This window comes from Methanobacterium sp. CWC-01, assembly GCF_030323845.1.
GTDB classification, from domain to species: Archaea; Methanobacteriota; Methanobacteria; order Methanobacteriales; family Methanobacteriaceae; genus Methanobacterium; species Methanobacterium aridiramus.
On sequence record NZ_CP040735.1, the window covers coordinates 1,848,323 to 1,865,621 of the forward strand.

Here is a 17,299-nt window from a genome sequence, read left to right on the forward strand (position 1 = left end):
TTAAATCCATACACTAAGAGGCCATTCCTATTTTTAACTACAAAGTTCCCGTTACTCCCATGGGAACATCACCAGGGAAATAGATATAAACCCGATTAGGATAAGAAATCTTATTGGATTGGTCTGTAAATATACCTTGATCATACTTTTACTGGTCCATGATATCACTGGGCAGATAGTAGCCCAGGGGGATTATTGTCATGATAACTCTTATTGGGAAAAGTTTAGCTGATAAAGGACTGAAATTCATCCACTACGGTGCTTCCATCCAGTGCGAGGAGTGCCGCTTCAAAGCCACCTGCATAGACTCCCTGGAGTCAGGGAGAATTTATCGGATTAAAAATGTGAAGGACACCATCCATCCCTGCCCGGTGCATGATGGGGGGCAGGTTAAAGTGGTGGAGGTGGAACGGGCCCTGATCAAGACCCTGATAGATTCTAAAAAGGCATTTGAGGGGTCTCGTTTCTCCTACACTCCCCGCCAGTGTGATGAGGAATGTTCCCTGCGAGAGTTATGCATCCCGGAAGGACTTTATCCGGATGATAAGTGCAAAATTGTCAAAAAAATGGGCAAACCCCCCAAGAAATGTCCCCGCGGTTACGAACTCACCATGGTACTGGTCAAATACTAAAATGATTTAATATGAACGGAGTGCCCTTGTATGGATCCTAAAAAACGTGTAGGAATTGAAGCAGCCCTGCGGGTGAAGGATGGTATGGTGGTGGGTCTGGGAACTGGTTCCACCACCCACCACTTCATTAAAAGCCTGGCTGAACGGTTAAAAGAGGAGGAACTGGAAGTGTGGGGTATACCCACCTCCTACCAGTCCTATTTCCTGGCCGTTGAACTGGGAATACCGGTTACCACCCTGGATGAGCACCGACCGGACCTGGCGGTGGATGGTGCCGATGAAGTGGACCCCTACCTCAACCTCATTAAGGGGGGAGGTGCCGCCCACACCCGGGAGAAGATTGTGGATTATGCCGCCAAAACCTTCCTGGTTATCGTGGATGAATCTAAGCTGGTGGAACAGCTGGGGGAATTCCCGGTGCCAGTGGAAGTCCTTCCAGGAGCTTTGACCATGGTTAAAGAGCGTCTGGGATCCATGGGAGGAACGCCCCGTTTACGTATGGCCCACATGAAGGATGGCCCGGTTATCAGTGATAACAACAACTTCATCCTGGATGTGCAGTTTGATAACATCCCCCACCCGGTCCTCCTGGAGAAGGAATTAAACAACATACCAGGGGTCCTGGAAAACGGTATATTCACCGGTGAAGTGGACGAAGTCCTCATCGGAGCCGTAACCCAGGTTAGATCCTTAAAGCCGTAACCCGGGTTAGATCTTAAATAAATGACCGGATGAATTTTAGAAAATATTAGTACTGAAGTGAATGTTATGCGCCTATTAACTAAAAAATTACTGGTGGTCCTAATTGTGGTGGGCGGTATTCTGGCCGTCACCGGAATTTACTTAAGCTCCCACCCCCTGGTTCAGGAAAGCAGTGGAACCGTGGCCAGTATAGCCCCGGAAGAGGAAGAAGAAATCGATATCCCCGAGGACGCCAACCTCACCGAGAATTACACCATTCCCTCCCAGATCCTATTTAAGGGAGAGACCTACACGGTTATAAAAAAGGACCTGGAATTTATAGGGCCCGAAACTCCGGTATGTCCCTACTGTAATTCCAACTCCACCACCCAAACTGGATCCTCAACCCAGGGGAACTACTGGTTCTATTACTACCAATGCTATACCTGCCACCGAAACTTCGCCACCTACGTGAGTCCCTAGTCAAAGATGCAGGGAAGCTATCTTTAAATTGAGGGTACTTATAGTTACTAGCCGATTGAAGTGGCCTACTTTATTTTAAATGCAGGGTTTCACCAGAGGCTCACCACCAGCAGCCCCACCAGGGCACTGACCAGGTTAGCCACCACTGCCAGGTAAAAGGCCTGGTGGGGTTTAACCCTTAACAGCAGGTATATCAGGATGGTCTCCACCAGAACCACCAGGAACTCCATGACTGGCAGGTTATCCAGGAAGTTCAGATAAAGATATTGGGCCAGGGGCAAAGTCAGGGAGTTAATCAGGACCGAGTAAAACACCAGCGGGCCCGGTTTACCTTTAAGAAATATCCACCACACCACTGCCTCCAGGGACACCGTCAACACCCAGGCGGTGATGAAAAAATGGATCATGAGTATCGGCGGTACAGGAGGATGATCAGGATGGCCGCTGCGGCCAGGATAGGCAGCAGATAGTACCAGTACAGATTTAACGGCTCAGTGGGAGCCTCTGGGGTGGTGTTCTGTTCCACATAACTTTTCTCTTCGGACTGTCCATCATTATAGCCGAATATTATCCGATCCTTCTTGATTTCAAGGCCGTTATCATCCAGGGACACGACTTTCAGCATGATGGTAGCATTTTCCAGGGGATCAGTATCGCTCACCGTCCGGTAGATGGATTCCAACTGGAGATTGGCATTTAAGACCCGGGAATCATTCTGGAAATAGTTATCCAACTGGTTGGAGTTCATAGCCATCAGCTCCGCCGGCTGGAACTGGGTCAGGTTCACGTAGATGGAAGCCACACTGAACTTGTAAAAGGTGAAGGGTGATGAATTCAGGATCTGAAAATCCGGTGAGGGGTTCCCATGTAAGAGGAACACGTAATCGGGGTAATCATTAATATTTTCAAGTACGTAGTAGATGGGCACCGTCTTTTTACCGGGCTCCAGAACATCCCCATAAACCGTGGTTAAGGAAGAAACAAAAAAAAGGACTAAAACCAGGCCCAGGACTTTTCCTGACTTCATAACTATGGATCTGCACCTGTTTTCATATATTTTTTTCTAGAACTCCCCTTCCAGGGATGGCTACCTTGTTGGTAAAGTTCCGGTGAATTCCTTTAATAGGGAGGATATGAGGAAGGCCAGGGCCATGAAGAGGACGATGGTAGCCCCGCTGGCCAGGTTGAATAGGTAGGAGAGGATCAATCCGCCGGTGGTGAGGATTATTCCCAGGGCCACCGATAGGATCATCATCTGGCCCAGCTGGTTGGTGTACTCCCGGGAGATGGCGGCGGGTATGGTTAGAAGGGCGATGATCAGTATGACCCCCACCACCTTAATGAGCACCACCACCGACAGGGCCACCAGGGCCAGTAGTAAAAGATAAATGGCCTCGGCTGGCATTCCCACCACGGTACTGAATTCTTCATCGAAGGACAAAGCCAGGAACTCCCTCTGGAAGAGGTAGACCGTGACCAGGATCACCACATCCAGGAGGAGCATCAGGTACAGATCGGTGGTGGGGACGGTGAGTATGTTCCCGAAGAGGTAACTTAAGAGGTCCGGGGCGTAGCCCGGGGTGAGGTTGACGAAGATGATCCCCAGGGCCATACCCACACTCCACAAGATACCGATGGCAGTATCCTCCGAGACCTCCATCCTCTTTTTGATGAGGCCGATGGCGGTGGCAGCCAGCAGGGTGAAGGGCACCGCCGCCAGGAGGGGGTTAACCCCCAGGAAGTATCCCAGTCCCACCCCTCCGAAGGCGGAGTGGCTGATGCCGCCACTGATGAAGACGATCCTCTTAATGACCACGTAGCTACCCACCACGCCACAGGCCACGCTGACCAGGACGGCGGCCAGGAAGGCGTTCTGCATGAAACTGTACTCTAAAATTTCCAGCATAAAAATCAACTCTAATGTCTTTTCAGCATACGGTGGGGAGTGGTACCATGGGTGATTATTTCCAGGGGACATCCATACATCTTCTCAATTACTTCCCCGGCACCCTCCACCTGGCCATGGTAGTACAGGTGCTGGTTGAGGCAGGCAATGAGTTCCACCTGGTCGAAGACGGCCCCGACATCGTGGGTGACCAGGATGATGGACATCCTTTTTTTCAATTTCTCCAGGAGCTGGTAAAAGGAAAACTGCATCTGGGGATCCACACTGGACATGGGCTCATCCAGGAGGAGTAGTTTCGGATTTTTAACCAGGGCCCGCGCCAGGAAAACCCTCTGCACCTGTCCACCCGAGAGCTGTCCCATCTGACGGTCCTCCAGACCCTCCAACTCCACCATATCCAGGGCCTTGGAGACTGCCTCCCGGTCTTCCGGTCGGTAACCATGGAACAGTCCATGATAACGGCCGGTCAGGACCGTGTCCTCCACATTAATGGGAAAGTCATGAAGGAAGGACACATGCTGGGGCAGGTACCCCATCAAATGGCGGGCCTGGGAAGGTTCCTGACCAAACACCTGCACCTCTCCCTGGTGGGGAGTGATGAGGCCCAGCATGATACGCAGCAGGGTACTCTTACCCCCACCATTGGGGCCGATGATGGCCAGAAAAGATTTATGGGGAACCTGGAGATTAACATCCTCCAGCACCATCCTCTTCCGGTAGTAAAAGCTCACATTTTTAATGTTTACTGCAGTTTCTTCCATAGACTCCTTCCTATCTTTTAGTATAATCCCAGTATCCGGCTAGTTACGGGAGAAGGCCTCTGCCACTTGGGCCATGTTTTCCAGGTAGTTACTGGCCAGGGGATCCACCACCACCAGTTCTCCCCCCAACTCATCGGCAATTACCTGGGCGTTTTCCTGGTTGTGCTGAGGGGATACAAAGACCAGGGTTATGTTCTCCTGGCGGGCCTGATCCACCAGCCGGGTCAGGTCCTGTGAGGTGGGCTCTTTACCCTCCTTCTCGATGGATATCTGTTCTAATCCGTAATCCCGGCACAGGTAGGCCCAGGCCGGATGGTAAACCAGGATCTTCTTACTATTAACTTTCTGGAGGGAGTGAGTTAGATTCTGGTCTGCCTGGTCCAGCCGCTCCAGGTACTGGTCCCGGTTCTCCTGGTAATATTTTTGATTATCCGGATCCACCTCCACCAGGGCCTGGTAGGTGTTTTCCACCATAACCCGGGCATTCCTGGGAGAAACCCACACGTGGGGGTCGCTGGAACTTTCCCCCTGGCTGGGTAGTAAGGTTATACCCTGGGAGGTGTTAACCACCTTCATCTGGGGATTCATGGCCCTCATCTTATCCATCCAGGTCAGTTCAAACTCCAGGGGTGAGCCCACCATGAGGTAGAGCTGGGCCTGGGAGAGTTCCTGCATCTGTTTGGGCAGGGGTTCGTAGGTATGGGGGTCTGCTCCGGAGGGAACCATCACCGTAACCTGAACCTTATCTTTCCCCACTGCCTTCACAAACTCTTCCTGGGGAGCCACCGATACCACCACCCGTACCTGGTCGCTGGACTGGGTCTGGGTATCGGGAAGGAGTAAAAAGTACAGTAAGGATGTGCCGATGATGGCCACCAGTAGGATGATGAAGATCTTAAACTTCCCTGCCACAACAACTATCCTCCCAATGAATCTCTACAGTAAATTCTCTACAGTAAATATCGTTTTATTAATATTTATAAATTATCTTAATAAAATTTAGCAAAATATTTATAATTATTTAATAATAATAGGTGTATGACCATCATCAGTGTGTCCCTGAGCCAGAAACTCCTGGAAGAACTGGACGCCCTAAAGGATGAACTGGGATTCTCCGGCCGTTCCGAGGTCATCCGCTCTGGAGCCCGGATGTTCATCGAAGATAACCGTGAAAAACGGGAGCTGGAAGGGAATATACACTCTATACTCATCCTCATCCACCCCCAGAGGTCCGAAGACCAGGTCACGGAGATAAAACACGACTACGAGGACATCATCAGCACCCAGATTCACAGCCACCTCCAGGAGAAGCAATGCCTGGAACTTTTTATACTGGAGGGAGATGCCCAGCGTATGGTAGAACTGGACCGACGCCTGAACCAGAACGTTAAGTCTCTCTACAGTAAACTGGTGAGCCTGCCCCGGGATTAAAAGCCTCCGATAGATAAAATTTTTTTATGGTTAAGCAGAATCTACTTTTTCCACAGTCCTTAAAACATCCTCCAGTTGGTGGGTGGGGGGGTAACAGGTACCGGAGCCGCATACGTAGGCCGTAGCCCTCCCCTCTAGGGATATTTTAGAAGGCAGTGACTCCACCTTACTCTTCAACCAGATATCCTCGCCTGCATTTAAGAGAAGAGTCACATGGGGGAGGTAACGAGCTCTTAACCCGCCGATGATCTTCCTGGTGTCCGCATCATCCTCCCCTCCGGAGATTACCACGTTGAAGCTGGGGCCCAGGCGATACTGTAAACCGGCCAGGAACATGGAAAAACCAGTGGGAGTTACTTTAATAGAGGAAGCGAAAGCCATCTCCAGTTGCAGGGCTGTTCTTTTAAGTTCCTGGCCCTCCAGTAACGTGGCCAGGCGCAGCAGATTCAGGTAAGCCACCGAATTCCCGGAGGGAATGGCTGCATCGTAGGCCTCCTTTTTACGTACCAGAACCTCTTCGGCATCCTGGGCAGTGAAGTAAAAACCACCCCCCTTCGGGTCCTGGAAAAGATCAAGCAGGGTCTCCTTCAATTCCAGGGCCAGCTCCAGGTAACTGCTTTCCAGGGTGGACTGGTACAATTCCAGAAGGCCCCAGATCAGGAAGGAGTAGTCATCCAGGTTACCATCCACCTTCACCTCACCCTCCCGGTAGCGGTGCCATAACCGGCCCCCCTGGTAGAGATTATTTTTAACAAAATCCAGACAGTCCCGGGCGGCATCCCGGTATTTCTGGTTACCGTAGACCTGGCTGGCCCGGGCCAGGGCCGCCAGCATCAGGCCATTCCAGTCGGCCAGTATCTTATCATCCTTATGGGGGTGCACTCTCCCCTCCCGGACAGTGAAGAGTTTAAGACGGATCCCATCCAGTTTATCCTTCAGTAAAGGGTACTCCAGTCCCAACCGGGAGGCAGTGTTTTCAAGTGGCCCCTCCAGGTGCAGGATGTTCTGGCCGGAATGCAGGCCCGTGGACTCCTCCCGATAGTTGCCCTCCCTGGTGGTGTGGTACACCTTTTCTACCAGCTCCACTTCCTCCGGGTCCAGGATCTGTGACAGTTCCTGGTGGGACCACAGGTAGAACTTGCCCTCCACCCCCTCACTGTCGGCATCCTCGGCGGAGTAGAAACCACCCTCCGGGGACCTCATATCCCGGAGAACGTACTCCATTATCTTCTCCGCAGTCTCCCGGTAGAGTGGCTTCCGGGTGGCCTGGTAACATTCAGTGAGGGCCAGGGCCATGAGGGCCTGGTCGTAGAGCATCTTCTCGAAGTGGGGTACCAGCCAGTGGGGATCCACCGCGTAACGGTGGAAGCCGAAGCCCACATGGTCCCACACTCCACCATGGGTCATGTTCTGCAGGGTGATCTCCACCATCTCCCGGGCCTCCTCCTGACCGGTGGCCTTCCAGTACCTCAGGAGGAAGAGCAGATGGTGGGGGGTGGGGAATTTCTGGAACCCACCAAATCCGCCCTTATCATGGTCGAAGTTATCCTTAAGGGACTGGTAGGCCTGGTCCAGAACTTCACTATCCAGGAGTGGTCCCTGCTGGGTCTGGCTTAACTTCTCCAGGGCACTTTTGATATCCCGAGCCGAGTCCAGTAGCTCAGCTCTCTTATCCATCCACAGGTCCTGGACGTTTAGAAGCAGGTCCTTTAGGCCCACCCCCCGTCCAACACTCTCCCGGGGGAAGTAGGTCCCCGCAAAGAAGGGCTTCCTCTCCGGGGTGAGGATGATGGTCAGGGGCCAGCCCCCGGATCCGGTCATCATCTGGCACACGGTCATGTACACACTGTCAATATCGGGACGCTCCTCCCGATCCACCTTCACCGCCACGAAGTACCGGTTCAGGATCTCCCCGATTTCCCCATCCTGGAAGGACTCCCGGGCCATGACATGGCACCAGTGACAGGTGGAATAGCCGATGGAAAGAAATATGGGTTTATCTTCATCTCTGGCTTTCCGGAAGGCTTCCTCACCCCAGGGGTACCAGTCCACTGGATTGTGCAGATGCTGAAGCAGGTAGGGACTCTTCTCATCCTTCAAATGATTGGTAAATTTTTCTTCATCAGCCATAAACTATCACCACTTAAACTGCCACTACATTTCCCTCCAGAGGAGTTTCCACAATTTTTTCATCTTCCACATAATGTTTCAGGGCCTCCACGGCCCGGAGGTCGGTTTCTTCCCGGTTTCTTCCATAAGAGGAGGGCACCCCCTGGCTGGTTACAAACACGGCCTGGTATGTTTTCCCTGGTTCCAAAGGTTTTCCCTGTATGAATATCTCCTGCACCCGCTCTCCGAATGGATTTTCAATTTTCAGGTAGAGGTCAACTCCCCGGCAGCGCTTCAGGTAGCCACCCATCTGCTGGTAGGGGTCCTGACTGAAAGTTAACTCGGCATTCACTTCCAGCATCTTCCAGATCTCCCTTCCAGTCAGTTCCACCATGGAGACTGGTGGATTGGTGGGTATGATGTTCCACAAGTCGTTCATGGTCACAGGACCCGGTGGAACCGGAGTCCCGTACCTCCAACCATTGGAGAAGGCCACCTCCGCGGCGGTGGAGGCCAGAAGACTCTCCAGGAGTAGGTTGTCCATGGTTGACTCCAGGATGGTGTTCCGGTTCAGGGCTATCCGGGTGTGACCCACCCTCTCCTGCAGCATCTCCTGATGTGGTCCAGTGGCCCGGTGAACCAACTCCTCCACCACCGGGTCCGGAAGGATATCCTCCTTCACGGTTAAGAGCTGGTGCTGATAATTTCTCACCCTTCTGCTCTCCACCTCCAGATCCAGACGGCCTAAGAAGGAACCGTGACATCCAGACTGGATGATGATGGTGTTTTTCACCTTCACCGGATGGTACAGGCGGTTGTGAGTGTGGCTGGAAAGAATGATATCCATTCCCTCCACCTCCCCCGCCAGCTTCACCTCCTGGGGAAAGCCCAGATGAGATATTAGAACAATTAGATCCACCCTTTCCTTTTTTCGGAGGGTGTCAATGTATCCGGGCAGTTCCTCATTTCCCAGGGTGAAGTAGATACCCCCACTGAAATGGGGCGGCATGACCTTGTCCACGATGGTGGCCGCCACACCTATGACCCCTATCTGGAGGCCGCCCTCCTCCAGGATGGTGTAGGGAGGGAAAACTAGCTTATTATTCTTCTCCTGATAGCAGTTCACAGCCAGCATGGGATAGTTCAGCTTCGATGTGATTTTCCGGAACTGTGGGGGACCATAGGCAAATTCCCAGTGGCCGGTCATGGCTCCCAGACCCATCTGGTTCAACACCGGGACCATGGCCTCACCCTGGCTTTGCACCACCGGGTAGGTGCCATGGATGGTGTCTCCACAGTCCAGAGCCAGTGTGGGTCCCTCCCTACGGACAGAGTCCATCAGGGTCTTCAGACGGGCAAATCCTCCCACCAGCCGGTGATGGGGATATTTACCCTTCCAGAATAGCTCCTGATGTAACTCCAAATAACCATGGCTGTCATTTAACTGTAAAAGCGTTAATTTTTTTCTGGAAATGAAAATTCACCCCCCATTTATTAAAAAAATGGTTTTATTTCGATCACTCCCGGTCACAGAGCAAGATATCCCCCACTCCCACATTTTCCGGTTCCACTTCGTTGATGATGAACACCATGGCACTCACCGGGAGATTCATAACCTCACTGGCAGTTTCAGCAAAGGACTTAACCAGCTGGGCTTTCTGTTCCCGGCTAAGTGGTGGGGCATCGATGGTAATAACTGGCATGTAATCTCACCTCCAGGTTATACATCTCTCCCACCCGGGAAATAAATTTTCTCCAGGCATAGATCTGGGGGGCCGGTTTTTTTTAAAAGTTGATAGTCTCCCAGGAACATAACAGTATACCAGGGGGTAATGGGGTATGAAGGCGGCTACGGTGATCTTTCCACACCAACTTTTACGGGACCATCCCGGTCTGGAGGAGGGTAATCCGGTTTATCTAGCCGAGGATCCCCTTTTTTTCTGCGACCCCCAGTACCGTATCCTTTTCCATAAGAAGAAGTTGTTGCTTCACCGGGCCTCCCTGAAGGCCTACCAGGACCTGCTCATCCACCGGGGCTATGAAGTCCATTACCTGGAATACCAGCCCCAAACTGGGATGGATTATCTTTTCACCAACCTCCAGGCCGAGGGAGTGGGGGAGATTCATTACTGCGACCCGGTGGACCACGCCCTGGAGGAACGGTTGCACAGACACTCTCTTAAATATCACATCCAAACCGCCCCGCTGGACACTCCCTCCTTCATTAACTCCCGAAAGGATCTAGAAACTTATTTTAAAACCAGGGAACGTTACCACCTGACCACCTTCTACATCGAGATGCGTAAGCGGCTGGACATACTCCTGGAGGGGGATAAACCGGCTGGTAAGCGCTGGACCTTTGATAAGTACAACCGGCGCCGGCTCCCCCGGAAGATGAACATCCCCCCGGTGAAGGACCTGAAGCCAGGCCTTTACCTGGAAGAAGCGGAGCACTATGTGGAGGAAAAATTTCCCCACCACCCGGGAAGTACTGGTGGCTTCATCTACCCGGTGACTCACCAGGAGGCGGAGGATTGGCTTTCAGATTTTCTGGAGAACCGTCTGGCCTTCTTCGGAGACTACCAGGATGCCATCCATGAAACTGAGCCCTTCCTCTTCCATTCCCTCCTCTCCAGCAGCCTCAACCTGGGACTGTTAACCCCAGGGCAGGTGGTGGAAGGGGTGCTTCAGCAGGATAACATCCCCCTTAACTCCCGGGAAGGATTCCTACGCCAAATCATCGGATGGAGGGAGTTCCTACGGGCTGTTTACATCCGGGAGGGAGAGCGGCAGCGCACCCGGAACTACTTCGCACACCATAAGAACATGCCCCGGCGGGTGTGGAATGGTGAAACTGGACTTTTACCCTTCGATGCCACGGTGAAGCGGGTTCATGACCAGGCCTACGCCCACCACATTGAGAGGCTGATGATCCTGGGCAACCTGATGCTCCTCCTGGAACTGGACCCCGATGAGGTTTACCGATGGTTCATGACCTTCTTCATCGATGCCTACGACTGGGTGATGGTGCCCAACGTCTACGGTATGAGCCAGTACGCCGATGGGGGCCTTATCACCACCAAACCCTACCTCAGCTCCTCCAATTACCTCCTGAAGATGAGTAACTATCCCCGGGGAGAGTGGTGTGACATCTGGAATGCTCTTTTCTGGAATTTTCTGGACCAGCACCGGGACCTGGTGGAGAAAAACCCCCGCCTGGCCCTCCTGAAGGGCTACCTCCAGGATGAGACTAGGATGGTAAAACACCGCAGACGGGCCCGGGAGTTTATGAAGAACTTGGGAGAAATTTATTAATACCAAATGAGGATTTCTATCATGAAAAAAGATGCCAGGGAGTTACTGGAGTTAATAAAAAATCAGGTGGACCTGGAGGAAAGGGATCCCGATAAGTTGCGCCATAATTTTGATGAACTCTACCAGTCCTTCCCCTCCACCGGACCCATAAAAATACGCCAGGAAGAGGAGAGTCCGGCACCGGCCTACTGGATAGTCACCCCGGAAAGCAGCCAGGAAAAGGTGCTGCTTTTTTTCCACGGAGGACTGTTCAACATGGGCTCCACCTACTCCCACCAGGACCTGTGCCAGCAACTATCCCTGGCCACCGGTAACTCCATCTTCAGTGTGGATTACCGCTTAGCCCCGGAGCACCCCTTCCCCGCCGCCCTGGAGGACTGTCTGGACTCCTACCTGTGGCTGGTGGAGGAAGGATTCAGGCCAGGGGACATTGTTTTAACGGGCATATCCGCCGGGGGCAACCTGGCCCTATCCACCCTCCTGGCCCTCAAGCGGGAGGAAGAAGACATGCCCCGGGCTGCGGTGGGCCTGTCTCCCATACTGGATCTGACCTTCCCAGTGGTTTACCAGCACCTGAAGGATGTGGAGGACTGGATAGATTACGATAGTCTGCATAAACTGATGGGCTCCTACCGGTGGGGCCAGAATCCCGGGAACTTCCTCCTATCCCCGGTTTACGGGGATCTGGAGGGATTGCCACCCATCTTCTTACAGGCCGGTAGCTGCGAACTACTCCTGTGTGATGTTAACCGCTTCCGGGATCAGGTCATCGAACGGGAGGTTCAGGTGAACCTGGAAGTCTGGCAGGGTATGTTCCATGCCTGGCAGATGTTCCCTTCCACCCTCCCCGAGGCGGAACAGTCCCTGGAGAGTGTGGGGCAATTTGTACGGGACTTAGAGGATTAACATCTTTTAGATCATGAAGGTATAAGTCCATATACATGGAATGATAAATGTAACAATAGTAATAAAGTGGATGGGTGATTGAAGATGATTAAACACAAAATAGTTGGAAACGCCATGCAGATGGTGGTGTGCGACCTCTCCCCCGGGGAGGAGGTGTACTGTGACGCTGGCAAATTCCTGTGGAAAACCAGCAACATGGACATGGACACCCGCTTCGGAACCAGGAAGAAGACCCAGGAGAAGAAGGGCTTCCTGGACCAGGCCCTAGGCACCGCCATAGACATTGGGAAACGCAGCCTGGCCGGCGAGAGTCTGGCCTTCGTTTACTTCACCCCCCAGGGTGGAGATGGCCTGGTGGCCTTTGCCCAAATGATACCCGGCGAGATCAAGACCTTCGAACTGGACGGGACCCAGGACTTGTACGTACAATCCGACGGCCTCCTGGCGGCAGAGAGCAGCCTGGAATTTAACGTGGCCCTGACTAAAAAATTAGGTGCCGGGTTCTTCGGGGGACAGGGATTCATCCTCCAGAAATTCAGTGACCAGGGCTCCCTCTTCATCGGTTCCTGTGGGAACTTCATCGAACTCAACCCCGCGGACTACGGCGGTACCATCCACGTGGACACTGGCTGCCTGGTGGCCTTCCAGGACACCATCGACTACGATATACAGTTTATAGGGGGCCTGGATTCCCGGGGTATAAAAAATCTACTATTCGGTGGGGAGGGAATATTCTTCGCTCGCCTCTCCGGTAACGGTAAAGTATGGGTGCAGTCCATGAACCTCAGCTCCCTGGCCCGGACCATAGTCAAAAGTGCTGGCCAGCCCACCGCCGAGAACCGCACCGACCTGGGCGGAATTTTGAGCGGATTTTAGGAGGATAAAACATGCCGGGATTTCCTGACGAACCACTCTTTCCAGAACGGTCCTGTACCCTCCAGGAGGATTGCCTAGAAGTGGAGGGGGAGATCCGGAGATTACTGGACTCGGAACCCTTCGCGGTGCTGGCTACCCAGGGGGAAGGCCAGCCCTACGCATCCCTCATCAGCTTCGCCATAACCCCGGACCTTAAACACCTGGTATTCTCCACCTCCCGGGAGACCAGGAAGTATCAACTGCTTTCTAACTCTCCGCCGGTGGCCCTGTTGGTGGATGATCGTTCCCAGAGAGCCCCGGCCATTAACCAGATCAGTGCCGTGACCATCACTGGAAAATCCCGTCTCATGGACTACCCAGCTACCAAGTGGGCCGCCCTTTTACTAGATAAACATCCTTACCTGAAGAGTTTCCTAGAGGCCCCCTCCACGGTGCTGGTAGTGGTGGATATCTACCGCTACTTTTTGGTGCAAAGATTCCAGGAGGTAAGTGAGTGGAACCCCAACCCGGATTGATAGTTGCACTAGAGGATGCTGCCCGTGTAGGGAACGAGTTAACTGGTTCCAAGGCCCGTAACCTGTCCCGAATCATGGGGGAGGGCTTTAGGGTCCCGGAGGGCTTCTGTATAAGCACCATGGCCTACCAGAAATTTCTAAGGAAAAATAAGCTCTTCCAGGTAATTGACCAGGAACTCTCCCGCAAAGCATCAGCTGAGATGCGCTGGGAGGAGATCTGGGACGCCTCCCTCCGCATCCGATCCGCCTTCTTAAAAGCCCCCTTGAACGATGATATCCACACCGAACTTCTCTCCTGGCTCCAGAAATACAACGATGAGGAAAGTTTCAGTGTACGTTCCTCCTCCCCTGCGGAGGACTCCATGAAAACCTCCTACGCCGGTATCCATGACTCCTACGTAAACATCTCCGGAATGGAAAAGATCATAGAGGCGGTTAAACTGGTCTGGGCATCCCTATGGACGGACCGGGCCATACTCTACCGTGAAGAACTATCCCTGGACCCACTTAAAAGTTCCATGGCGGTGGTTATTCAGAGGATGGAGAAAAGACCAGTATCCGGGTTGGCCTTCACCCAGGACCCTACCCTGGCCCAGGATAACATGATCATCCAGGCCGTAGGGGGACTTCTGAGCAGATTGGTTGATAACGTGGAGGAAGGAGAAAAATGGGTGATCCAGCGTGCTGATGGAGAAGTGGTGGATCACTACCAACCAGTAGGCCAGACCTCCCCTCTCCTCAGTCCGGAAGAGCTGCAGGGCCTGGTGAGAGATCTGCTCCGGATAGATGAGATCTTCACCTACCCGGTGGATGTGGAGTGGACTGGCACGGGAAGGGAGTTCACCGTGCTGCAGGTGCGCCCCATCACCAGTCTGAAGGACCACAACCAGGAAAGGCAGTGGTACCTCACCCTCACCCCCCACTTCCAACAGCTGCAGAGCTTGGCCGACCGGGTGGAGGGAGAACTGATACCCCAACTGGCCGAGGAAGGGACTCGACTATCGACTCAGGACACCAGCCACCTATCCCGGATGGAATTGGCCCGGGAACTTGAAAGGAGGGCCTTGATTTACCAGAAATGGAAGGATATCTACTGGGAGGAGTTCATACCCTTTGCCCATGGTATACGTAACCTGGGCACCTACTACAACGACCTGGTGAAACCGGACCATCCCTACGAGTTCCTGGAGATATTCAAAAAACAGGAGCTCCTGGCCCGGGAAAGGGATGAAGATTTCCACCAGGCAGCACAGATACTAAGGGACTCATCCCCACAGCAGGAACAGGTGAAAACCATCCTAAACGAAGGATTCAGGGGGGAAGCCCTCCTAAAGGAAATGGCCCAGATACCCTCCCTGGCCTGTTTTCTGGAATCGTTTAAGGAGTTACTGGATAATCACCTGGATGTATCCTACCAGGACCAGTCCCTGCAGAGTTATCCGGAGATTATCCTTGACAACCTCTATCACCTGTCCCAACAGACTCCCCGGACACGTTTGGAGACTTCTTCTGATGACTTCCAGGAAAAACTTTACCAGGCCGCCGGGGAATCCCGAAGGGAGGAAGTCACCGAGGTGCTGCGTATCGGTCGCTTAAGCTGGAAGCTGCGGGATGATGATAATCTCCTGCTGGGCCGGGTGGAAAACCAATTCCTGAAGATACTCCACCAAGCCGTTGATATCTTAAAAAAGGAGAGCCGACTGGAGGAAGGGGTTAAAATCTCCCCATCTGACTGGCCACTCATCCACCAGGCCCTGCTGGATGAAATTTTTCCATTAGATCTCACACCACCCCCGAAGGAGAAGAACATCCCTGTTCCTGGTTTCAAACCCCGGCAATTGGTGGGCCAGCCCTCCTCTCCTGGGATGGCCACGGGCCGGGCCCGGGTCATAACCTCCCTGGATGATTTCTCCCAATTCCAGAGTGGGGAGATAATGGTCTGTGATGCGGTGGAGCCGCAGATGACCTTCCTGGCCTCATTGGCCGCAGGGATAGTGGAACGCCGTGGGGGTATGCTGGTGCACAGTTCCATCATCGCCCGGGAGCTGGGAATACCCGCAGTGAATGGGGTGAGCCGGGCCACGGAGATCCTTAAAAACGGGGATTTACTAACGGTTAATGGATACCTGGGCCTGGTGGTGGTGGGAGAACCAGAGTTCGATCTGGAATTACAGGATCTTAAAAGAAGTGGAGTTGGAAAGTTATGAAGGTAATCATTGTGGGGGCTGGCTTCGGTGGCATTTCCGCCGCGGCGTTACTGGCCCGGGACGGATTTGAAGTGACGGTGATCGAAAAAAACGAACAACCCGGCGGCCGCGGCAGCGTGTACCAGGAGGACGGTTACACCTTCGACATGGGACCCTCCTGGTATCTGATGCCTGATGTCTATGAAAAGTTTTTCGCCGACTTTGGAAAAAAACCTGAAGACTTCTATGCCCTGGAGAAACTGGACCCCCTGTACCGGATATTCTTCTACGATAAAGATGTCTACGATATATCCCCGGATATAGAGGAGAATTACCGCTTATTTGAAAGCTTTGAAGAAGGTGGGGGGGAGAAGCTCAAAAATTACCTGGAATCATCCCGGGAGCTCTACGAGTTCTCGGTCAATGAGATGCTCTACAAGGACTACCGGTCGGTCCTGGACCTGTTGAGTGGTAAACTCCTACTGAAGGCACCTAAGCTGCGCCTGTGGGAGAACCTGCAGCACTACGTAAACAAACAGTTCCAGAGTGACCAGGCCCGGAAGATCCTGGAATACGCCATCGGATTCCTGGGAGGATCACCCCAGAACACGCCCAGCTTCTATCACCTGGTGTCCCATGCCGACCTGACCCTAGGAGTGTACTACCCCCGGGGTGGGATGCGGGAGATAGTCTACGCAGTACGGGACCTGGCCCAGTCCTACGGCGCGGAGTTCATCTACAACCAACCAGTGGAGTTACTGGAAGTCCATGACAACCGGGTTAAACGGGTTATCACCCACCAGGCGGTGTACGAGGCGGACCTGGTGGTGGTTAACGCCGACTATCACCACGGAGAAGTGGATCTCCTGACTGCTGAGCACCGCAGCTATGATGAGAATTACTGGGAGAAGAAGATACTTTCGCCCTCGGCGATGGTGGCTTACCTGGGGGTGAACCGCCGGGTGGAGGGTCTGGCCCATCATAACCTCTTCCTGGAACGGGACTGGGAGGATGGTTTCAACGCGGTATTCAATCCTGCCGAGGCATCCTGGCCGGAACATCCCTCCTACTACGTTAACGTGCCCTCCCTGACCGATGAAACCGCAGCCCCTCCAGGTTGTAACACCCTGTACATCCTGGCCCCCCTGGCTCCGGGCCTGGAGGACACCCCCCAGCTGCGGGAGGACTTCTACCACCGGATCATGGATGACCTGGAGACTAAACTGCAGGATAAGATCCGGGGGGATGTGGTGGTCAAGAAGCTATTTGCCCTCACCGACTTCCAGGACCGTTACAATGCTTACAAGGGCACCGCCTTTGGCCTGACCCATACCCTGGATCAGACTGCCCTGTTCAGACCAGCCCACCAGAGCCGGAAGGTGAAAAACCTCTACTACACCGGCCAGTACACCCATCCTGGTATTGGAGTGCCCATGACCATGGTCTCCAGCCAGATGGTGGCCCGGGAGATACAGGAAAAATATGGGAGGAAATAGTT

General features: G+C 53.2%; 18 protein-coding genes. 10 read left to right on the plus strand and 8 right to left on the minus strand.

Going from position 1 to position 17,299, the window contains the following annotated elements; translation table 11 throughout:
• Nucleotides 1–200: 200 nt before the first annotated feature.
• From FGU46_RS10120 to FGU46_RS10130, 3 genes are all read left to right on the plus strand, one after another.
• Nucleotides 201–632, plus strand: a complete 432-nt coding sequence (locus FGU46_RS10120) for a UPF0179 family protein (RefSeq protein WP_286474815.1) — start codon at nt 201–203, stop codon at nt 630–632.
• A 30-nt stretch (nt 633–662) separates the two neighbouring features.
• Nucleotides 663–1,334, plus strand: coding sequence for a ribose-5-phosphate isomerase RpiA (gene rpiA / locus FGU46_RS10125; protein ID WP_286474817.1), 672 nt, complete (start codon nt 663–665; stop codon nt 1,332–1,334).
• Between the two features lie 66 nt (nt 1,335–1,400).
• Nucleotides 1,401–1,796 (plus strand): hypothetical protein, encoded by a 396-nt coding sequence (locus tag FGU46_RS10130; RefSeq protein WP_286474819.1) that lies wholly within the window; start codon nt 1,401–1,403, stop codon nt 1,794–1,796.
• A gap of 89 nt (nt 1,797–1,885) precedes the next feature.
• On the opposite strand, the gene FGU46_RS10135 is transcribed toward FGU46_RS10130, so the two are convergent.
• From FGU46_RS10135 to FGU46_RS10155, 5 genes are read right to left on the minus strand one after another with little or no spacing between them, the layout of a single operon-like run.
• On the minus strand, nt 1,886–2,203 hold the full coding sequence (locus FGU46_RS10135; protein WP_286474822.1) for a hypothetical protein: 318 nt from the start codon (nt 2,201–2,203) through the stop codon (nt 1,886–1,888).
• The gene (locus FGU46_RS10140; protein WP_286474825.1) at nt 2,200–2,823 is read right to left on the minus strand and encodes a hypothetical protein; all 624 of its coding nucleotides are present in this window, start codon (nt 2,821–2,823) and stop codon (nt 2,200–2,202) included. The genes FGU46_RS10135 and FGU46_RS10140 overlap by 4 nt, the downstream gene beginning before the upstream one ends.
• Nucleotides 2,824–2,883: 60 nt before the next feature.
• Nucleotides 2,884–3,702 carry a metal ABC transporter permease gene (locus FGU46_RS10145; protein ID WP_286474827.1) on the minus strand — a complete coding sequence of 273 codons (819 nt, stop codon included), beginning with the start codon at nt 3,700–3,702 and terminating at the stop codon, nt 2,884–2,886.
• Between the two features lie 11 nt (nt 3,703–3,713).
• A complete protein-coding gene (locus tag FGU46_RS10150; RefSeq protein ID WP_286474830.1) occupies nt 3,714–4,463 on the minus strand; it encodes a metal ABC transporter ATP-binding protein in 750 nt (249 codons plus the stop codon).
• A 39-nt stretch (nt 4,464–4,502) separates the two neighbouring features.
• The gene (locus FGU46_RS10155) at nt 4,503–5,375 is read right to left on the minus strand and encodes a metal ABC transporter solute-binding protein, Zn/Mn family (protein WP_286474832.1); all 873 of its coding nucleotides are present in this window, start codon (nt 5,373–5,375) and stop codon (nt 4,503–4,505) included.
• Nucleotides 5,376–5,501: 126 nt separating this feature from the next.
• Between FGU46_RS10155 and FGU46_RS10160 the strand changes: the two genes are divergently transcribed.
• The gene (locus FGU46_RS10160; protein WP_286474834.1) at nt 5,502–5,894 is read left to right on the plus strand and encodes a CopG family ribbon-helix-helix protein; all 393 of its coding nucleotides are present in this window, start codon (nt 5,502–5,504) and stop codon (nt 5,892–5,894) included.
• Between the two features lie 30 nt (nt 5,895–5,924).
• Here FGU46_RS10160 and FGU46_RS10165 read toward each other — a convergent pair whose 3' ends face one another.
• Genes FGU46_RS10165 through dmpI form a run of 3 tightly spaced genes read right to left on the minus strand, consistent with a single transcriptional unit; the run spans nt 5,925 to nt 9,706 of the window.
• The gene (locus FGU46_RS10165) at nt 5,925–8,024 is read right to left on the minus strand and encodes a thioredoxin domain-containing protein (RefSeq protein ID WP_286474836.1); all 2,100 of its coding nucleotides are present in this window, start codon (nt 8,022–8,024) and stop codon (nt 5,925–5,927) included.
• A 13-nt stretch (nt 8,025–8,037) separates the two neighbouring features.
• Nucleotides 8,038–9,483, minus strand: coding sequence for a bifunctional metallophosphatase/5'-nucleotidase (locus FGU46_RS10170; protein ID WP_353619904.1), 1,446 nt, complete (start codon nt 9,481–9,483; stop codon nt 8,038–8,040).
• A 37-nt stretch (nt 9,484–9,520) separates the two neighbouring features.
• Nucleotides 9,521–9,706 carry a 4-oxalocrotonate tautomerase DmpI gene (dmpI, locus tag FGU46_RS10175; RefSeq protein WP_286474840.1) on the minus strand — a complete coding sequence of 62 codons (186 nt, stop codon included), beginning with the start codon at nt 9,704–9,706 and terminating at the stop codon, nt 9,521–9,523.
• Between the two features lie 136 nt (nt 9,707–9,842).
• Here dmpI and FGU46_RS10180 point away from each other — a divergent pair, with 136 nt between their 5' ends.
• The 6 genes from FGU46_RS10180 (at nt 9,843) to FGU46_RS10205 (ending at nt 17,297) form a co-directional block, all read left to right on the plus strand.
• Nucleotides 9,843–11,318 (plus strand): cryptochrome/photolyase family protein, encoded by a 1,476-nt coding sequence (locus FGU46_RS10180; protein WP_286474843.1) that lies wholly within the window; start codon nt 9,843–9,845, stop codon nt 11,316–11,318.
• A gap of 21 nt (nt 11,319–11,339) precedes the next feature.
• Entirely contained in the window at nt 11,340–12,224 is an 885-nt protein-coding gene (locus FGU46_RS10185; protein WP_286474845.1) for an alpha/beta hydrolase, read from the plus strand.
• Nucleotides 12,225–12,308: 84 nt separating this feature from the next.
• The gene (locus FGU46_RS10190) at nt 12,309–13,100 is read left to right on the plus strand and encodes a TIGR00266 family protein (protein WP_286474847.1); all 792 of its coding nucleotides are present in this window, start codon (nt 12,309–12,311) and stop codon (nt 13,098–13,100) included.
• Between the two features lie 11 nt (nt 13,101–13,111).
• The gene (locus tag FGU46_RS10195) at nt 13,112–13,615 is read left to right on the plus strand and encodes a pyridoxamine 5'-phosphate oxidase family protein (protein WP_286474849.1); all 504 of its coding nucleotides are present in this window, start codon (nt 13,112–13,114) and stop codon (nt 13,613–13,615) included.
• Nucleotides 13,594–15,822 carry a PEP/pyruvate-binding domain-containing protein gene (locus FGU46_RS10200; RefSeq protein ID WP_286474852.1) on the plus strand — a complete coding sequence of 743 codons (2,229 nt, stop codon included), beginning with the start codon at nt 13,594–13,596 and terminating at the stop codon, nt 15,820–15,822. The genes FGU46_RS10195 and FGU46_RS10200 overlap by 22 nt, the downstream gene beginning before the upstream one ends.
• Nucleotides 15,819–17,297, plus strand: coding sequence for a phytoene desaturase family protein (locus tag FGU46_RS10205; protein WP_286474854.1), 1,479 nt, complete (start codon nt 15,819–15,821; stop codon nt 17,295–17,297). The genes FGU46_RS10200 and FGU46_RS10205 overlap by 4 nt, the downstream gene beginning before the upstream one ends.
• Nucleotides 17,298–17,299 lie beyond the last annotated feature (2 nt).

What these genes read in the sequence shown, in the direction of transcription:
- FGU46_RS10120 (WP_286474815.1), top strand. Translation starts at nt 201, where the DNA reads ATGATAACTCTTATTGGGAAAAGTTTAGCTGATAAAGGACTGAAATTC.
- rpiA (WP_286474817.1), top strand. Translation starts at nt 663, where the DNA reads ATGGATCCTAAAAAACGTGTAGGAATTGAAGCAGCCCTGCGGGTGAAG.
- FGU46_RS10130 (WP_286474819.1), top strand. Translation starts at nt 1,401, where the DNA reads ATGCGCCTATTAACTAAAAAATTACTGGTGGTCCTAATTGTGGTGGGC.
- FGU46_RS10135 (WP_286474822.1), bottom strand. Translation starts at nt 2,203, where the DNA reads ATGATCCATTTTTTCATCACCGCCTGGGTGTTGACGGTGTCCCTGGAG.
- FGU46_RS10140 (WP_286474825.1), bottom strand. Translation starts at nt 2,823, where the DNA reads ATGAAGTCAGGAAAAGTCCTGGGCCTGGTTTTAGTCCTTTTTTTTGTT.
- FGU46_RS10145 (WP_286474827.1), bottom strand. Translation starts at nt 3,702, where the DNA reads ATGCTGGAAATTTTAGAGTACAGTTTCATGCAGAACGCCTTCCTGGCC.
- FGU46_RS10150 (WP_286474830.1), bottom strand. Translation starts at nt 4,463, where the DNA reads ATGGAAGAAACTGCAGTAAACATTAAAAATGTGAGCTTTTACTACCGG.
- FGU46_RS10160 (WP_286474834.1), top strand. Translation starts at nt 5,502, where the DNA reads ATGACCATCATCAGTGTGTCCCTGAGCCAGAAACTCCTGGAAGAACTG.
- FGU46_RS10165 (WP_286474836.1), bottom strand. Translation starts at nt 8,024, where the DNA reads ATGGCTGATGAAGAAAAATTTACCAATCATTTGAAGGATGAGAAGAGT.
- dmpI (WP_286474840.1), bottom strand. Translation starts at nt 9,706, where the DNA reads ATGCCAGTTATTACCATCGATGCCCCACCACTTAGCCGGGAACAGAAA.
- FGU46_RS10180 (WP_286474843.1), top strand. Translation starts at nt 9,843, where the DNA reads ATGAAGGCGGCTACGGTGATCTTTCCACACCAACTTTTACGGGACCAT.
- FGU46_RS10185 (WP_286474845.1), top strand. Translation starts at nt 11,340, where the DNA reads ATGAAAAAAGATGCCAGGGAGTTACTGGAGTTAATAAAAAATCAGGTG.
- FGU46_RS10190 (WP_286474847.1), top strand. Translation starts at nt 12,309, where the DNA reads ATGATTAAACACAAAATAGTTGGAAACGCCATGCAGATGGTGGTGTGC.
- FGU46_RS10195 (WP_286474849.1), top strand. Translation starts at nt 13,112, where the DNA reads ATGCCGGGATTTCCTGACGAACCACTCTTTCCAGAACGGTCCTGTACC.
- FGU46_RS10205 (WP_286474854.1), top strand. Translation starts at nt 15,819, where the DNA reads ATGAAGGTAATCATTGTGGGGGCTGGCTTCGGTGGCATTTCCGCCGCG.